The organism is Ottowia sp., assembly GCF_016703145.1.
Classification (GTDB): Bacteria; Pseudomonadota; Gammaproteobacteria; order Burkholderiales; family Burkholderiaceae_C; genus Ottowia.
The window spans coordinates 1,296,297-1,313,118 of record NZ_JADJCO010000003.1; the positions used below are offsets into that span (position 1 = coordinate 1,296,297).

Here is a 16,822-nt window from a genome sequence, read left to right on the forward strand (position 1 = left end):
GTCGCCTGCGTGGTGGCCGTTGACGTCGCGGATCAGGCCGATGCCCCACAGCGGCGGGGTTTTCCACTGCCGTCCGCTGGCCAGGAAGTCGGGGCGGCCATCAGCCAGGTCCGGCCCCATGTCGTGCAGCAGCAGGTCGGTGTAGGGCCAGATGCGCTGGCCAGCCGCGACCGGGCTGGCCAGCCGAGGGAAGGGCGCGCCCGGGGTGACGTAGCTGGGTCGGTGGCAGGCAGCGCATTGGACTTGGGCGAACAGCGCCTGGCCGCGCAGCACCTGCGGGTCGTCGGCGCGGCGGCGCGCGGCCGGGGCCAGGGTGGCTTGGTAGAAGACCACGTCGTCGAAGGTGGCGTCGTCGATCTCCGGCCGCGCGGCGCTGGCCTGGGCCGCCGCCACGATGCCCACGCCGCCGGTGCGCTTGCCGCCACCGTGCGGGGCGGCCAGGCAGTCGGTCTGCGCGGGGGTGCAGGCCTCGTGCGGGAACAGGCGGCTGGTGATGCCCATGTCGCCCAAGAAGGCGCCGGCGGTCTGGTGCGCGACGTTGGCCTTCCAGCCAAAGCGGCCGATGCGCTCGGCGCCGGCCACGGCGTCCCAGGCGCGGTTGGGATGCCCCTTGATGGGGTCGGGCGACGCGGCCTGCGCGGCGGCATTGGCCTGGATGTCGGCCTCGGCGATGGCCTCCAGCAGGCCGACGCCGGCCAGTTGCGGCGCGATGCGGGGGCTGACCATGGCGCCCGGGGCCAGCGGGCCGTAACCCAGGCTGGCCAGCGTGTAGAGCGGCTGGCGCAGCGTGTAGCGCGCGGCTGCGGATCTCCACGCGGCCCTCGGGCCTGACACCCTGCACGGCGGCGGTGTTGAACTGGTCGCCGTACACGGGATCGGGGCGCACGCCCAGCTGGGCGTCGGCCGGGCCGGGCGCCGACAGGCGCATCAGCAGGGCCACGGCGGGCTCGGGGTCCGGCCCCAGGGTAGCGCCTCCAGTCGGGCGGGGCGCCGCGTCCGTCCTGCACGTGGCAGCCCGCGCAGGAGCGGGCGATGAAATGCGGGCCCAGACCATCGCGCGCGATGGTGGAGGCCGGCGCCTCGACCCAGTTGCGCCGGAAGAAGGAGTTGCCGATGGCAAAGCGCGTGCGCTCTTCGTCGCTCAGGTTGACGAACGGGAAGGAGAACGCATTCTTTCCCGTCGCCTCCACGGTGGTGGCGCCGCCGGTCTGCACGCCCAGCGGGTCGTCGGGCGGTGCGGCCTGCAGCCAGGCGCCCGTGCCCGCCGTGGCGGTCAGCAGGAAGGCCAGGGCCGCCAGCCTGCGCTGCGCCGTCACGGCTGCACCAGGGTGAGCTTGGTGATGCCGATGGCGTTGGCGGATTCCACCAGCAGCTTGGACTGCGCGACCAGGCTGTCGATGGCGGCCTGCACGCGCTGGCGGCCCGGGGCGTCCCTGCCGCCCACGATTTCGCGGTCAAACGGGGGCTGGATGGCCTCGGCGGCCTTCAGGGACGCCTCCAGCTGGGCCGTGGTCCTGCCGGCCAGCGGCGCGTCGCTGGCGGCCACCAGGTCGCGCACGGCCGGGCCGCTCAGGGTGCTGCCGTCGCGGCGTTTGTACTGCCCCAGCCACACGTTGCGCAGGCCCAGCGCATTGGTCACGATGTCGCGGTGCGTGTTGTCGGAAAAGCAGGAGTGCTCGTCTTCCTGGTCCTGGGACGCGAGCGCCACTTCCATCCGCTCGCCGGCCAGTTCGCCGCGCGAGAGCGAACCCAGCCCGACGATGATCTTGCGGACCGATTCCTGGCCGCCGTGGGCAAAGCGCGCGCGGTAGTTGCGGGCGCCGGGGGCCCAGGCCTAGAGCCAATACTGTTCAGATAGACAAATGGCCAGCATAATTCGGCTCCATCCAATCCATGGAGGACGGAGCCGATGGCAAGAACGCGCAAGGTACTGCCGCACCAGGTCGATGTCGCCCACCTGATCAGCACAGGTGTACTGGCAAGCGTGTGTTCGAGGCCTCTGATCGACGAGGTGCTGGCCGAGACAGGGCGAGGCAGTCAGCGCAATCGGCTACCCCACAGCCGTACGCGGCCAGAGCGCCTTCCCGCAGGCGCGCCTGCTCGGCCTGGTCGAGTGCGGCACGCACGCCATCGTGGCTGCCGGAATCGCCGCGTACGCACGCAGCGAGAAGGCGATGGCCACGGAACTGCTGCCGGGCTGGCTGCGCAAGGACATGTTGGTAATGGCCGACCGGGGCTTCTACAGCTTCAAGCTCTGGGCGCTCGCTTGCGACAGCGGCGCCACGCTGCTGTGGCGCGTGAGTTCCAACATCAAGCTGGCGGCGCAGCAGGTCCTGCCCGATGGCTCGTACCTGAGCACCGTCTTCGACAGTGAAGACAGCGCCCGGCGGCATGGCCGCACGGTGCGCGTCATCGAGTACACGCTGCGCGACTTGGCCGTCCCCACAAAGGACAGCTACCGCCTGGTGACCACTTTGCTCGACCCCGAGCAGGCGCCCGGCCAAGAATTGGCGGCGCTGTACCACGAGCGCTGGGAGATCGAGGGTGTGTTCGATGAGTTCAAGACGCACCTGCGCGCCAGCAGCACCGTGCTGCGCAGCAAGACGCCCGATCTGGTGAAGCAGGAACCGTGGGGGCTGCTGCTGGCGCACTTCGCCATCCGCCAACTCATGGCACAAGCGGCTTGGCAGCGCGCACTCGACCCGGATCGCCTGAGCTTCAGCCACGCGGCGCGCGTGATCAAACGCAAGATGCCGCAAGCCGCGGCCGTTCCCCCCTGAGCGCCTCGAAAGCTGGCGTGAGTCCCTGCTGGCCGAGATTGCCCGTGGTCGCTGCGTTAGTAGCCGCGGACGCCTCAACCCGCGCGGAGTCAAGCGCAAGATGAGCAGCTTCACCGTCCGCCATCGCGGCGCGTTGCTCCACCAGCGACATCAGCCCACGCCAGTGCTGCGTATCTGAACAGTATTGGGCCTTGACCAGGGCGCCGAGGTCGTCCATGAGCAACTCCGTCACCACCCGCAGGTACTGGCGGCGGCGGTTGGCATGGGGCGCCTTGCCATCGACGTAGTCCTCGAACGAGCGGTTGCCGGGGCCGGTTTCGCTCAGGTCCTGGCCCCACAGCAGGAACTCGATGGCATGCCAGCCCGCGCTGACGTTCTCTTCGCCGCCGCGCTCGTTGGACTTGGCGATGTTGGCCTTGGTGATCCTGGATTTGGCGTCGCCGATGAACCCGGACTGCGGCTTGCCCTGCACGTGGTCCACGTAGGACTCGTCCAGCGGCCAGGCATTCAGGCGCCCCTCGGGGCCGTGGTCGTCATCGATGGGGCCGCCGTAGAAGCGGAACGCCTCGGTCTGCCCGTAGAACTCGCGCGCGGCCAGCCAGCGCTCGCGCGCCATGCCCAGGGTCAGGGCCGAGGGGGCCGCCAGAAAGGCATGGATGGCGGCCTGCATGTCCTTGGCCGCCGCCAGGGCGTCTTCATGGCTGGCATGCACCAGTTGAGCGTAGTGCTGCGCCACGCTGGCAGCGGTCGCCGACTGCTGCGCCGTCGCGGCGCAGGGCGCGCCGAGGGCCAGGGCGACCAGGATGGGGCTAATATTACTGTGTTACAAGCGTAGTCTTGCGTTTGCCCGCAGGCAGCACGGACACCTGGGCAGCGTCTTGAGCAAGGCTGCGGCGATACGCAGCCGCAAAGTCGTGATGGACGATGGGACGTGGCGCTGCGTGCGCGGGGCTGCCGCGAGGCTTGTAATGCGTGGGTAGGGCAGGTTCTTGGCTTCGTGCAGCGTTTTTTTACCCGCACCCTCGGGATGGCGCAGTTGCTGGGCCGTCAGGAAGCCAGGCCGCGATGCTCAGGCTGGCGTGGTGATGGAACCCCCGCCAGCCCCGGCCTTCGTAGTGCCCCAGTCCCAGCTCCTGCTTGAGATCCTGGTAGTCGCGCTCGATGCGCCAGCGCATCTTGGCCTCGTAGACCATGCGCTCAAGCAGCACATCCTCATCCAGCGTGGACAGCCAGTATTTCATTGGCTCCTTGTGGCCTTCTGGCCACTCGATGAGCAGCCACTCCTCGGGTCGCTGCTCGGTGCGCAGGTGCTCACGATGGGCCGCCCGCACGCGCACGCGGGCAAAGCGCGAGCGCAGCGTGAAGTTCGTGCCTTCTCGCCATTCGATGTTCTGCCATTGATCGGCTGCCAACCCGAAGGCCACTTCCTTGACCGACAGGGGCTGCTCGTGCCGGACGTCACCCCGCCGCAGCCGGGTGGGCACGTGGCCCCGGCCGCTGTACGGCTTGGGCGGCAGCGGCGCATGCCCGGGGGGCCACACCGTCACCTGGCCTGTCACGCCCACTGCGTACGCCAGACCCATCTGGCCGAGGCGCTCGCGAAACGCCGTGTCCACGCCGTAGCCAGCATCGGCCAGCACGCAGTGCCTGGGCGCACCCTGCGCCATCAGGTGCTCGATCTGCGCCAGCGCAATCGCCGGCTTGGTGGCGAACTCCAGGCCTTGCGGAACACCGGCCTTCTTGCGCCGCTGCGGGTCATCGGCCCACTCCTGGGGCAGGTACAGCTGACAGGCGACCGGCAGGCTGCCCGCCTGGCAGGCCAGACTGACGCTGACGGCCACCTGGCAGTTGTCCTGTTTGCCCAGCATGCCGCAGTACTGGCGGGCCACGCCCACCGAATGCCGGCCTTGCTTGGGAAAGCCGGTGTCGTCCACGATCCACCAGCCGCCATCGGAAAAATCCATCGCCGGCACCACCCATTGCGCCACGCGCAGCAGCATCTGCTCGTCCGACCAGGCCGAGTCGGCCACGAAGTGGTGCAACGACTGATGGCGCGAGCGCGTGGCCGAGGGCGCCAGGTGCGCGGCCATCGGCTCCACGCTCTTGCGCTTGAGCGGGGCCATCAGCCCGGTGCAATACCCACGCAGTCCACCCTGCCGGTCGGCATGGCCCAGTCCCTCGCCCAGATGCGCCATGTAGCGCTCAAATTCCTGCAGATCCTTCATAAGGCTCACCTCCTGCTCGAAGATGTGCGCATAATGCCTTGAATTTGTTCAAATTACTAACACAGTAAGACTAAGACGCATGGGGGATAACTCCTCTGCAGACGCTGATGCCGCCCCCGCTGCGCGCTGGAAGCTACCCCCGATTCTAACTAAATGAAATTGATTCTCATCCGCATTGTTTTTGGGGTCGCGAGCCGAACCCGGCGCACAAAAAAACAAGCCCGGTCGCTGGAGGCCCGGGCTGGGTTTTGGGAGGAGGTGGAATGGGGACTCAGGCCGCCATCGGGGGCGGCTCGCCCGCCATGGGGGCTGCGTAACCTTGGGCGGGCAGGGCCGCTGGATCGGGCTCGGCGGTGCGGATGTTCTGGGCCAGCAGCCCCTTGGGACCTTGGCTGACCTCGTAGCTGACGAGCGCGCCCTCCTTCAGCGTCTTGAAGCCGTCCATGGTGATGGCGGAGAAGTGGGCGAAGACGTCGGGGCCGCCGTCTTCGGGCTCGATGAAGCCGAACCCCTTGAGGTCGTTGAACCACTTGACTCTTCCGTTGGGCATCGATGTCTCCTCTTTTGTAACTTCCGTCCTGCTGCCGCGCAGTGTGCGGCAGGCGCGCGAGGCTTGTCAATCATGGCTCGCCCGAGGGAGATGGCGTCGGCGGCCTCTTGCACCGGCCATCATCGGCCCGATATCCGGGCTGTCCGGCGCCGGCCGCTTGCCGGCGGACGGGCCGATAGAATGGATTTCATGGCCACTTCCCAACCGACTTCTCCCCCGCTCATCCCGGGCACCACCGCGCCGCAGCGGCCCCAGGAGGACGGTGGCGGCGAGGTCGTGCTCGAACGGGTTCCCAAGAAGGTCAAGCCGCCGCAGATGCACCAGGTGGTGATGCTCAACGACGACTACACCCCCATGGAATTCGTGGTGGTGGTGATCCAGGAGTTCTTCAGCAAGGACCGGGAGACCGCCACCCAGATCATGCTGAAGATCCACCTCGACGGCAAAGCCGTGTGCGGCGTCTACACCCGCGACGTGGCCGCCACCAAGGTGGACCAGGTGCTGGACGCGGCGCGGCAGGCCGGCCACCCGCTGCAGTGCGTCAGCGAGCCGATCGAATAGGCCGGTTGTCCACAAGGCCAAGGCCCATGGCGTTGAATGTTGAATATCACCGAACTTCCCTCATCTGCGGTGCTGAAAGCCTTCAGACTGTCGTAACGTAAGCCAAGGCGCAAAGGAAACACATCATGATCGCCCAGGAACTGGAAGTCAGCCTCCACATGGCCTTCGTCGAGGCCCGGCAGCAGCGCCACGAGTTCATCACCGTGGAGCACCTGCTGCTCGCCCTGCTGGACAACCCCAGCGCCGCGGAGGTGTTGCGCGCTTGCTCAGCCAACATCGACGACCTGCGCAAGTCGCTGACCAACTTCATCAAGGACAACACCCCGCAGGTGGCGGGCACGGACGACGTGGACACCCAGCCCACGCTGGGGTTCCAGCGCGTCATCCAGCGCGCCATCATGCACGTGCAGTCCACCGGCAACGGGAAGAAGGAGGTGACCGGCGCCAACGTGCTGGTCGCCATCTTCGGCGAAAAGGACTCGCACGCCGTCTACTACCTGCACCAGCAGGGCGTGACGCGCTTGGACGTGGTCAACTTCATCGCCCATGGCATCCGCAAGAGCGACCCGCCCGAGGCCGCCAAGCCGGCCGAGGGCCAAGCTGGGGGCGGGGCCGAAGGCGAGGAGGGCGGCGCCGAGAAGAGCGAGAAGGCCTCGCCGCTGGAGCAGTTCACCCAGAACCTGAACCAGGCGGCCAAGGACGGCAAGATCGACCCGCTGATCGGCCGCGACTACGAGGTCGAGCGCACCATCCAGATCCTGTGCCGCCGGCGCAAGAACAACCCGCTGCTGGTGGGTGAGGCCGGCGTGGGCAAGACGGCGATCGCCGAAGGCCTGGCTTGGCGCATCACCGAGGGCACCGTGCCCGAGGTGCTGGAAGGCGCCGTTGTCTACGCGCTCGACATGGGCGCGCTGCTGGCCGGCACCAAGTACCGCGGCGACTTCGAGCAGCGGCTGAAAGGCGTGCTCAAGAATCTGAAGGACAAGCCAGGCGCGATCCTGTTCATCGACGAGATCCACACGCTGATCGGGGCGGGCGCCGCCTCGGGCGGCACGCTGGACGCCAGCAACCTGCTCAAGCCGGCGCTGTCCAGCGGCCAGCTCAAGTGCATCGGCGCCACCACCTTCACCGAGTACCGCGGCATCTTCGAGAAGGACGCGGCGCTGTCGCGGCGCTTCCAGAAGGTCGACGTGGTCGAGCCCACGGTACCCGAGACCATCGAGATCCTCAAGGGCCTCAAGAGCCGCTTCGAGGAGCACCACAGCGTGAAGTACGCGCTGGGCGCGCTGCAGGCCGCCGCCGAGCTGTCGGCGAAGTACATCACCGACCGCCACCTGCCCGACAAGGCCATCGACGTCATCGACGAGGCCGGCGCGGCGCAACGCATCGCCGCGGCCAGCAAGCGCAAGAAGACCATCGGCAAGCACGAGATCGAGGAGATCGTCGCCAAGATCGCCCGCATTCCGCCGGCCAACGTCAGCCACGACGACCGCAGCAAGCTGCAGACGCTCGAGCGCGACCTCAAGAGCGTGGTGTTCGGCCAGGACAAGGCGCTCGACGTGCTGGCCGCCGCCGTCAAGATGGCGCGTTCGGGCCTGGGCAAGGGCGACAAGCCGATCGGCAGCTTTCTGTTCAGCGGTCCCACTGGCGTCGGCAAGACCGAGGCCGCCAAGCAGCTCGCCTACATCATGGGCGTGGACCTGATCCGCTTCGACATGTCGGAGTACATGGAGCGCCATGCGGTCAGCCGCCTGATCGGCGCGCCTCCGGGCTACGTCGGCTTCGACCAGGGCGGCCTGCTGACCGAGGCCATCACCAAGAAGCCGCACTGCGTGCTGCTGCTCGACGAGATCGAGAAGGCGCACCCGGACATCTTCAACGTGCTGCTGCAGGTGATGGACCACGGCACGCTGACGGACAACAACGGGCGCAAGGCCGACTTCCGCAACGTCATCATCATCATGACGACCAACGCGGGCGCCGAGACCATGAACAAGGCCACCATCGGCTTCACCAATCCGCGCCAGGCGGGCGACGAGATGGCCGACATCAAGCGCCTGTTCACGCCCGAGTTTCGCAACCGGCTCGACGCCATCGTCAGCTTCAAGCCGCTGGACGAGCAGGTCATCCTGCGCGTGGTGGACAAGTTCCTGCTGCAGCTGGAGCAGCAACTGGCCGAGAAGAAGGTGGAGGTCACCTTCACCGACACGCTGCGCAAGCACTTGGCCAAGAAGGGCTTCGATCCGCTGATGGGCGCGCGGCCGATGCAGCGCCTGATCCAGGACACCATCCGTCGCGCGCTGGCCGACGAACTGCTGTTCGGCCGCCTGACCGACGGCGGACGCCTGACGGTGGACCTGCAGGAGTCGGGCGAGGTGCTGCTCGACATCGCCCCGCTGCCCAGGAGGGAGCGTGCCAAGGGCTCCGAGCCGGCGGAGCCGGAAGAGGAAGTCGCGGCGGACTGAAGGCTCAGGCCGTCACGAAAAAGGCTGGTTGCGAAAGCAGTCAGCCTTTTTGCTATTATTTGTATAGCTATTGGAGATTAATTGGTGCGGGCTGCAAGCCGATTTGGCTTGAATTCCGATTCTCTAGCCAGGCCGCCGACGTTCGGACCGCACCACCACCCAGGCGGCGCCCGCCACCATCAGCGCCAGGCCATACCACGTCAGGGCATAGACGGCATGACTGTTGTGGAAGCGCACCACGGTCATGCCGGGGCGGGGGCCGTCGGCCGCGCTGGCCCGTACTTCCCCCGCGAGCGGCGTGGAATGTTGGCCAGGCAGGCCGGCGTCGATGAAGAAAGGCGCCGCAGGCGCCAACCCCTGTGTCTCCGACATGGCCTGCACATCCCGCGAGTGCCAGCGCTGGGCCTGCGCATCGTTGTGGCGCAGGAAGCCGCCCTCGGGCTCGCTCATGCGCAGCAGACCCGTGATCGTGACGTCCACGTTCGCCGCGGACGTCTGGGGCGTGACCCAGTCCTTGCGTGCCGACGCGGCCACGAAGCCGCGGTTGATCCAGACATGTGACCCGTCGGGCAGCCGCAGCGGCGTCATGACCCAGAAGCCGGCGCCCAGTTCGGTGGCCGCCTGGGCCAGCAGCGTCTTGTCGGTGATCAGGCGGCCGTTCGTCCGGACCGGCAGGTACTCGTGCCGCGCGGCGTTGACGGCGGTCCACGGGCCAACGTCCGCCAGCGGCACGGGCGCCAGGTGAAGACGCTGCTCCACCCTTTCGATCAGAGCCAGCTTCCAGGCGCGGCGCTGTACCTGCCAGGTTCCCAGTGCGACGAACCCGATGAACAAGGCGACGCCCGCCATCGCGAGCACCGCCCGGGTCAGGCGGGAGTGCGGACGCGCCTGCTCGAGAGGGTGCGCGGGTTCAGTTCGTGGCCGCGCCGCCATAGCCCTGCCGCGCCGCAGGCGTCTCGGCAGCGGCGGGCGTCCTCTCTGCGGCCGCCGCCGCGTGCTCGCCGTGGCCTGGCATCATGAGCGTGTTCATGTGGAGCATGACCCACAAGGTGCCGGCGATGGTGACGGCCACGAAGACAATGGAGAAGATGGTGGACAGCAGGGTCCAGCCGCCTTCCGCCTTGCCGTTCATGTGCAGGAAGCAGACCATGTGCACCAGGATCTGCACCACGGCGAAGCTGCCGAGCGCCAGCACGGCGGTGCCGCGGTCGTCGATGACCTTGGCCATGACCAGCCAGAAGGGGATCGCCGTCAGGACGACCGACAGGAAGAAGCCGATGATGTAGGCCGAAACCGTGCTGTGCGGGCCGTCATCGTGGTGATGATCGTCGTGCCCGTGGGCCGCGCCCCCGTGAACATCTTGCGCGCTCATTGCAGCACTCCCATCAGGTACACGAAGGTGAAGACGCCGATCCAGACCACATCCAGGAAGTGCCAGAACATGGACAGGCACATCAGGCGTCGCTTGTTCTCGCGGATCAAGCCGTGCTTGCTGATCTGCAGCATCAGCACCACGAGCCAGATCAGGCCGAAGGTGACGTGCAGCCCGTGGGTGCCCACCAGCGTGAAGAAGGCCGAGAGGAAGGCGCTGCGCTGCGGTCCCGCGCCCTGATGGATCAGGTGCGCGAACTCGTACAGCTCCAGCGCCAGGAAGCACAGGCCGAACAGGCCCGTGACCAGCAGCCAGCCCAGCGTGGCGCGCACCTTCATCCTCTGCTTGGACAGCATGGCGAAGCCGAAGGTGATGGACGACATCAGCAGGAACGCGGTGTTGAGGGCCACCAGCGTCAGGTCGAACAACTGCGCGCCGGTGGGGCCGGCCGCGTAGCTGCGGCCCAGCACGCCGTAGGTGGCGAACAGCGCCGCGAAGATGAGGCAGTCGCTCATCAGGTAGAGCCAGAAACCCAGGGCGGTGCCGTTCTCGGGATGGGGTTCGTGCGCGAGGTGGAATTCGCGCGCCGGCAGCGCGGCGCTCATGGTGCCGCCCGTGGCAGCGGCTTGGTAGCGGATGTCAGACATGGCTGGCCAGCAGTTGTTGTGTGCGCAGGTTCTCGGTGTCCGTCACTTGGACGGCCGGGATGTGGTAGTCGCGCTTGTAGTTGAAGGTATGGATGATGGCGGCCAGGATCATCGCCGCGAACGATGCCGCGGCCAGCGGCCACATGTGCCAGATCAGCGCGAAGCCCAGCACCAGCGAGAGTCCCGAGATCACCACGCCGGCGGCGGTGTTGGCCGGCATGTGGATGGGCTGGAAGCCGGTGAGCGGACGCTGGTAGCCGTGCTTCTTCATGTCCCACCAGGCGTCGATCTCGTGCACCACGGGCGTGAAGGCGAAGTTGTACTGGGGCGGGGGCGAGGAGGTCGCCCATTCCAGCGTGCGGCCGTCCCAGGGATCGCCCGTGGCGTCGCGCAACTGGTCGCGCCGCAGGTAGCTCACCACGATCTGGATCAGGAAGCTGGCGATGCCCAGCGCGACGATGCCGGCGCCGGCGGCGGCGACCACGAACCAGATCTGCAGGGATGGGGTCCTCGAAGTGGCTGACGCGGCGGGTGATGCCCATCAGGCCCAGGATGTACAGGGGCGTGAAGGCGACCCAGAACCCGATCAGCCAGCACCAGAACGAGCACTTGCCCCAGAACTCGTCGAGCTTGTAGCCGAAGGCCTTGGGATACCAGAAATTGATGCCCGCGAACAGGCCGAACACCACGCCGCCGATGATCACGTTGTGGAAGTGCGCGATCAGAAAGAGGCTGTTGTGCAGCACGAAGTCGGCCGGGGGCACGGCCAGCAGCACGCCGGTCATGCCGCCGATGGCGAAGGTCACCATGAAGGCCACCGTCCACATCATGGGCAGCTCGAAGCGGATGCGGCCCTTGTACATGGTGAACAGCCAGTTGAAAATCTTGGCGCCCGTCGGGATCGAGATGATCATCGTCGTGATGCCGAAGAAGGTGTTCACGCTGGCGCCCGAACCCATGGTGAAGAAGTGGTGCAGCCACACCAAGTACGACAGGATGGTGATGCACACCGTCGCGTACACCATGGAGGTGTAGCCGAACAGGCGCTTGCGGCAGAAGGTCGCCACCACCTCGGAGAAGATGCCGAAGGCGGGCAGGACCAGGATGTACACCTCGGGGTGGCCCCAGATCCAGATCAGGTTCACGTACAGCATGGCGTTGCCGCCCAAGTCGTTCGTGAAGAAGTTGGTGCCGGCGTAGCGGTCCAGCGACATCAGCGCCAGCGCGGCTGTCAGCACCGGGAAGGTGGCCACGATCAGCGCGTTGGTGCACAGGGCGGTCCAGGTGAAGACGGGCATCTTCATGAGGGTCATGCCGGGCGCGCGCATTTTGATGATGGTGACGATCAGGTTGATGCCCGACAGCGTCGTGCCCACCCCCGCGATCTGCAGCGACCAGATGTAGTAGTCCAGCCCCACGCCCGGGTTTTGTGTTCCCAGGTTGGACAGCGCCAGCCAACCCGAGGTCGAGAACTCTCCCAGGAACAGCGATAGCATCACCAGCACGGCGCCGGAGGTGGTCATCCAGAAGCTGAAGTTGTTCAGGAACGGGAAGGCCACGTCGCGCGCGCCAATCTGCAGCGGCAGGAGGTAGTTCATGAAGCCCGTGACCAGCGGCATGGCCACGAAGAAGATCATGATCACGCCGTGGGCGGTGAAGATTTGGTCGTAGTGGTGCGGCGGCAGGTAGCCCACGTTGTCGCCGAAGGCTATCGCCTGTTGCAGCCGCATCATGATGGCGTCGGAGAAGCCGCGCAGCAGCATCACGATGCCCAGGATGATGTACATGATGCCGATCTTCTTGTGATCGATGCTGCAGATCCAGTCGTGCCAGAGAGGTCCCCAGAGGCGGAACTTGGTGAGGGCGGCCACCATCACGATGCCTCCCAGCACCACGGCGACGAAGGTCCACAGTAGGATCGGCTCGTGCGCCATCGGTATGGAGTCCCAGGTCAATCGACCCAGAAGCGGATGGGACAGGGTAGCTGCTTGTTCTGACATATCCAAGTCTCTCAGGAGGTGGAGCGCTGCCGACCGGCGTTCGCCGCGATCGCCGATTTCATTGCAGGGTGGTGGCGCCTGGCAGACCGCGCGCGTCCAGGGGGGCCAGTACCAGCGGGCCGCTGTCCGCCGAGCACATGTCCCGCGGCAGGTTCAGGCCCACGGCCTTCGCGTAGGCTTCGCCGCCCATGGCATTGATGGCCATCATCTGGCGCATGCATATCTGGCCGTCCTCGACGCAACGGTTGAGCACCTTGTCGTACAGATCCTTTTCCACGATCGAGAAGCGCTGGACGGGATCGCGCTCGCTGGGCTTGGCCAGGGCCAGGTAGGTGGCGCGGTCCAGGGGCTTGCCCTCGGCCTTGGTTTTTTCCACCCAGTGGGTGAAGTCGCTGTCGCTCAGGCCGTGGAACTTGAACGTCATGCCCGAGAACCCGGCGCCGCTGTAGTGCGAACCCATGCCGGGGAACACGCCGGGCTTGTTGACCACGGCATTGAGCTGGGTCTGCATGCCAGGCATGGCGTAGATCATGCCGGCCAGGTCGGGCACGTAGAAGGCATTCATCGTCGAGGTGGCCGTCAGCTTGAACAGGATGGGGCGATCCACGGGTGCGGCCAGTTCATTCACCGTGGCGACGCCGTACTCGGGATAGCAGAACAGCCACTTCCAGTCCATGGCCACCACCTGCACCTCCAGGGGCTCCACGTTGGTTGGCAGGGAGCGGGCGGAGTCGATGCGGTCGAGGGGGCGGTAGGCGTCCAGCTTGTGCGTGCCGATCCACGTCAGCGCGCCCAGCGCAATGACGATGAACAGGGGCACCGTCCAGATCACCAGCTCCAGCATCGTCGAGTGATGCCAGTCGGGGTCGTACTCGGCCTCGGTGTTCGACTGCCGGTACTTCCAGGCGAACAACAGCGTCAACAGGATCACCGGAACGATGATGATGAGCATCAGCACCGTCGCGGTGACCACCAACTGCCCTTGCTGAGCGGCGATGTCTCCTGCGGGATTCAAAACGACGGCTTTGTCACAGCCCGTCAGACTGGCCATCGAAACGGCTGCCGCAAGCCACGCAAGCCCACGAAGTTCCTTGGTTTTCAGCATGCTGGAGACGCGTCGAGGCGCGTTTTTCTTTTGAGGATTAGGGCCGGATGAGTGGAAACAACCAATGGTCAAGGATCAGTGTCAACCAATGGCAGATTCATGGTGGCGAGCAATTAGTATGCATCAAGCTCGGCGCTGAAACCACTATTGCGAAGTGCGAAAAATCAGTGTAGAACAGGCCGCCTCCTCACGTCATGTACCATTTGCCCATGAGCACCATCAGCTATCCGCCTTCGTCCATGGGTCATCATGGCGCTCCTGCAGGCTCCGCGCACGATGACATCACTCCGGGCGAAGTGGCCGTCGGCGTGATCATCGGCCGGTCTTCCGAGTACTTCGATTTCTTCGTATTCGGCATCGCCTGCGTCCTGGTGTTTCCGTCCCTGCTGTTTCCCTTTCTGTCTCGGCTCGACGGTACGCTGATGGCCTTCGCCATCTTTTCCCTGGCCTTCATCGCCCGTCCCTTCGGCACCGCCTTGTCCATGGCCATCCAGCGCCGCTGGGGGCTGGCCTTCAAGCTCACGATCGCGCTGTTCCTGCTTGGCAGCTGCACCGTGAGCATGGCCTTCCTGCCCAGCTACGAGAGCCAGGGCGCACTGGCGATCTGGGCCCTCGTGCTGCTGCGCATCGGCCAGGGTCTGGCGCAAGGCGGCTCCTGGGATGGCTTGCGCACCCTGTTGGCCTTGACCGCCCCCGAGAACCGACGCGGCTGGTACGCCATGATCGGACAGCTCGGCGCGCCCGTCGGGTTCGTGCTGGCGGCCGCCCTGTTCGCGTACTTCCACAGCTCGCTCACCGAGGCCGAGTTTCTCGACTGGGGCTGGCGCTACCCCTTCTGCGTGGCGTTCGCCATCAACGTCGTGGCGCTGTTCGCGCGCTTGCGCCTGGTCGTCGATCCCACCTACGCCGCCAGGCTCGAACAACTCGAGTTGGAGCCGGCCAGGGTGCGCGAGTTGCTGGATGCCGAAGGCGGCAACGTGGCGATCAATTCCTTCGTCGCGCTGGCCAGCTTCGCGCTGTTCCATCTGGTCACGGTGTTTCCGCTGTCCTGGATCATGATTTTTTCCTACCAGCCGGTGGCCGAAGTCCTGAGCACGCAGATCGTCGGCGCCTGCTGCGCGGCGGTGGCCATCGTGCTCTCGGGCGTTCTCGCGGACCGCTTCGGCCGGGCGGGCGTCCTGCTGGCGGCTTCGGTGCTGATCGGGGTTTTCAGTCTTGTGATTCCCATGCTGCTCGGCGCTGGCGCGGCGGGACAGAAAACCTTCATCATCGTCGGCTTCATCCTGTTGGGGTTGTCCTACGGCCAGTCCTCGGGCGTGGTGACGTCCAACCTGCCTAAGCGTCTTCGCTATACCGGCGCCGCGATCTCGACCGACGTGGCCTGGCTGATCGGCGCGGCCTTCGCGCCCTTGGTGGCGCTGGGGCTGTCGTCCCGCTTCGGGCCGGTGGCCGCAGGGCTGTACCTGCTCTCCGGTGTGGTCTGCACCTTGATTGCGCTGTGGGTTGGGCGCGCCACATCGCGCGAGTAGGCTCGTCGCCCGGCGTCGCCCACTTCCTGTCCCGCACTTTCCTCCGCACGGATTGGGCCGGCGCGGGGAGCGCATTGGTTATGCTGGCGCCGATGACCACGCCCACCTTTCTCTGGCACGACTACGAGACCTTCGGCACCACCCCCCGGCGCGACTGGCCCGCGCAGTTCGCCGCCCTGCGCACCGATGCCGAGCTGAACGAGGTGGGCGAGCCGCTGGTGCTCTACTGCCAGCCGCCGCAGGATCGCCTGCCCGAGCCTGAAGCCTGCCTGATCACCGGCATCACGCCGCAGGACTGCGCCGCCAGGGGCTTGCTCGAGCACCGCTTCGCCGAGCAGATCAACGCCGCGCTCGGCCAGCCCGGCACCATCGGCGCGGGCTACAACTCCATCCGCTTCGACGACGAGGTGACGCGCTTCCTGCTTTGGCGCAACCTCATCGACCCCTATGCGCGCGAATGGCAGAACGGCTGCGGCCGCTGGGACCTGCTGGACGTGGCGCGCTGCGCCCACGCGCTGCGGCCCGAGGGCATCGACTGGCCGCTGGGCGACGACGGCCTGCCGACCTTCCGGCTGGAAAAACTCAGCGCCGCCAATGGCCTGGTCCACACGCAGGCGCACGACGCGCTGTCCGACGTGCGCGCCACCATCGCGCTGGCGCGGCTGATCCGCGCCCGGCAGCCCAAGCTGTTCGACTTCTGCCTGTCGCTGCGCAAGAAGGATCGGGTGGCGCAGGAGTTGGGCCTGCCCACCACCCTGCGCGAGGCCCGGCCCTTCCTGCACGTCAGCGGCCGCTTCGGCGCCGCGCGCGGCTGCATCGCCGTGATGGCGCCGCTGGCCATGCATCCCACCAACCGCAACGAGCTGCTCGCCTGGGACCTGTCGGCCGACCCGTCCGAACTGGCCGCGCTGACCGCCGACGAAGTGCGCGCGCGCCTGTTCACCGCCACCGCCAACCTGCCCGAGGGCGTGGCGCGCTTGCCCGTCAAGGGCGTGCACCTGAACAAGTCGCCCATCGTTATCGGCAACCTCCGGACGCTGCGGCCCGAGCTGGCCGAGCGCTGGGGCATTGACTTCGGCGTGGCGCAGACGCACTTCGAGCGCCTGCGCGCGCTGCCCGACCTGAGCGCGCTGTGGGCCCAGGTCCACGCGCGCCCGGCGGGCGAGGGCGCGGTGGACGTGGACGAGGACCTGTACGGCGGCTTCCTGGGCGACGCCGACCGCCGCCGCCTGGAGAAGCTGCGCGCCCTCCACCCGCGGGAACTGGCCGTGGCCCGCGCCGGCTTCGACGACGAGCGCCTGGCCGAACTGCTGCTGCGCTACCGCGCGCGCAACTTCCCCGACACCTTGAGCGCGCAGGACGCCGCCCGCTGGCAGGCGCACCGTCAGGCGCGCCTGATCGGGGGCGAGGGCGGCGCTCTCACGCTGCAAGCCCTGGCCGACCGCATCGACGCGCTGGCCGAGACGGTGCAAGACGAGCGTGGGCAGGCCGTGCTGGAGGCCCTGTACGACTGGGCCGAGCAGATCGCGCCGGAAGCCTGAACGCTACTGAAAAAATAGCTTCTGCCGCAATACCGGCACGGGCCTTC

General features: G+C 66.9%; 9 protein-coding genes and 6 pseudogenes. 5 read left to right on the plus strand and 10 right to left on the minus strand.

Features of this window, described 5'->3' with window-relative positions; genetic code table 11:
* Window positions 1–12: 12 nt before the first annotated feature.
* A pseudogene (locus IPG65_RS09965) lies at window positions 13–1,280 on the minus strand (di-heme oxidoredictase family protein); the annotation flags it as partial.
* A 32-nt stretch (window positions 1,281–1,312) separates the two neighbouring features.
* Window positions 1,313–1,831 (minus strand): annotated as a pseudogene (locus tag IPG65_RS09970) (imelysin family protein); the annotation flags it as partial.
* 78 nt (window positions 1,832–1,909) lie between these two features.
* Here IPG65_RS09970 and IPG65_RS09975 point away from each other — a divergent pair.
* Window positions 1,910–2,780 (plus strand): annotated as a pseudogene (locus IPG65_RS09975) (IS4 family transposase).
* 187 nt (window positions 2,781–2,967) lie between these two features.
* On the opposite strand, the pseudogene IPG65_RS09980 reads toward IPG65_RS09975, so the two are convergent.
* From IPG65_RS09980 to IPG65_RS09990, 3 genes and pseudogenes are all read right to left on the minus strand, one after another.
* Window positions 2,968–3,573: pseudogene (locus IPG65_RS09980) on the minus strand (imelysin family protein); the annotation flags it as partial.
* A gap of 22 nt (window positions 3,574–3,595) precedes the next feature.
* A pseudogene (locus tag IPG65_RS09985) lies at window positions 3,596–5,005 on the minus strand (IS701 family transposase).
* Between the two features lie 271 nt (window positions 5,006–5,276).
* Entirely contained in the window at window positions 5,277–5,555 is a 279-nt protein-coding gene (locus IPG65_RS09990; protein WP_293189047.1) for a cold-shock protein, read from the minus strand.
* Between the two features lie 180 nt (window positions 5,556–5,735).
* Between IPG65_RS09990 and clpS the strand changes: the two genes are divergently transcribed.
* Window positions 5,736–6,116 carry an ATP-dependent Clp protease adapter ClpS gene (clpS, locus tag IPG65_RS09995; protein ID WP_293189048.1) on the plus strand — a complete coding sequence of 127 codons (381 nt, stop codon included), beginning with the start codon at window positions 5,736–5,738 and terminating at the stop codon, window positions 6,114–6,116.
* Between the two features lie 125 nt (window positions 6,117–6,241).
* A complete protein-coding gene (gene clpA, locus IPG65_RS10000; protein WP_293189049.1) occupies window positions 6,242–8,581 on the plus strand; it encodes an ATP-dependent Clp protease ATP-binding subunit ClpA in 2,340 nt (779 codons plus the stop codon).
* Between the two features lie 123 nt (window positions 8,582–8,704).
* Here clpA and IPG65_RS10005 read toward each other — a convergent pair whose 3' ends face one another.
* The 5 genes and pseudogenes from IPG65_RS10005 to cyoA all read right to left on the minus strand — a co-directional run bounded on the left by IPG65_RS10005 (window position 8,705) and on the right by cyoA (window position 13,705).
* Window positions 8,705–9,430: an SURF1 family protein gene (locus IPG65_RS10005; protein WP_293189050.1), complete on the minus strand. Its 726-nt coding sequence runs from the start codon at window positions 9,428–9,430 to the stop codon at window positions 8,705–8,707.
* 61 nt (window positions 9,431–9,491) lie between these two features.
* A complete protein-coding gene (gene cyoD / locus IPG65_RS10010; RefSeq protein WP_293189051.1) occupies window positions 9,492–9,953 on the minus strand; it encodes a cytochrome o ubiquinol oxidase subunit IV in 462 nt (153 codons plus the stop codon).
* Window positions 9,950–10,600: a cytochrome o ubiquinol oxidase subunit III gene (cyoC, locus tag IPG65_RS10015; RefSeq protein WP_293189052.1), complete on the minus strand. Its 651-nt coding sequence runs from the start codon at window positions 10,598–10,600 to the stop codon at window positions 9,950–9,952. The genes cyoD and cyoC overlap by 4 nt, the downstream gene beginning before the upstream one ends.
* A pseudogene (gene cyoB, locus IPG65_RS10020) lies at window positions 10,593–12,600 on the minus strand (cytochrome o ubiquinol oxidase subunit I). Before cyoB ends, cyoC begins: the two are co-directional and overlap by 8 nt.
* A gap of 58 nt (window positions 12,601–12,658) precedes the next feature.
* The gene (cyoA, locus tag IPG65_RS10025) at window positions 12,659–13,705 is read right to left on the minus strand and encodes a ubiquinol oxidase subunit II (RefSeq protein WP_293189053.1); all 1,047 of its coding nucleotides are present in this window, start codon (window positions 13,703–13,705) and stop codon (window positions 12,659–12,661) included.
* A gap of 239 nt (window positions 13,706–13,944) precedes the next feature.
* On the opposite strand from cyoA, the gene IPG65_RS10030 reads away from it, so the two are divergent.
* Window positions 13,945–15,234: an MFS transporter gene (locus tag IPG65_RS10030; RefSeq protein WP_293190048.1), complete on the plus strand. Its 1,290-nt coding sequence runs from the start codon at window positions 13,945–13,947 to the stop codon at window positions 15,232–15,234.
* Window positions 15,235–15,326: 92 nt separating this feature from the next.
* Window positions 15,327–16,775, plus strand: a complete 1,449-nt coding sequence (gene sbcB, locus IPG65_RS10035) for an exodeoxyribonuclease I (RefSeq protein ID WP_293189054.1) — start codon at window positions 15,327–15,329, stop codon at window positions 16,773–16,775.
* Window positions 16,776–16,822 lie beyond the last annotated feature (47 nt).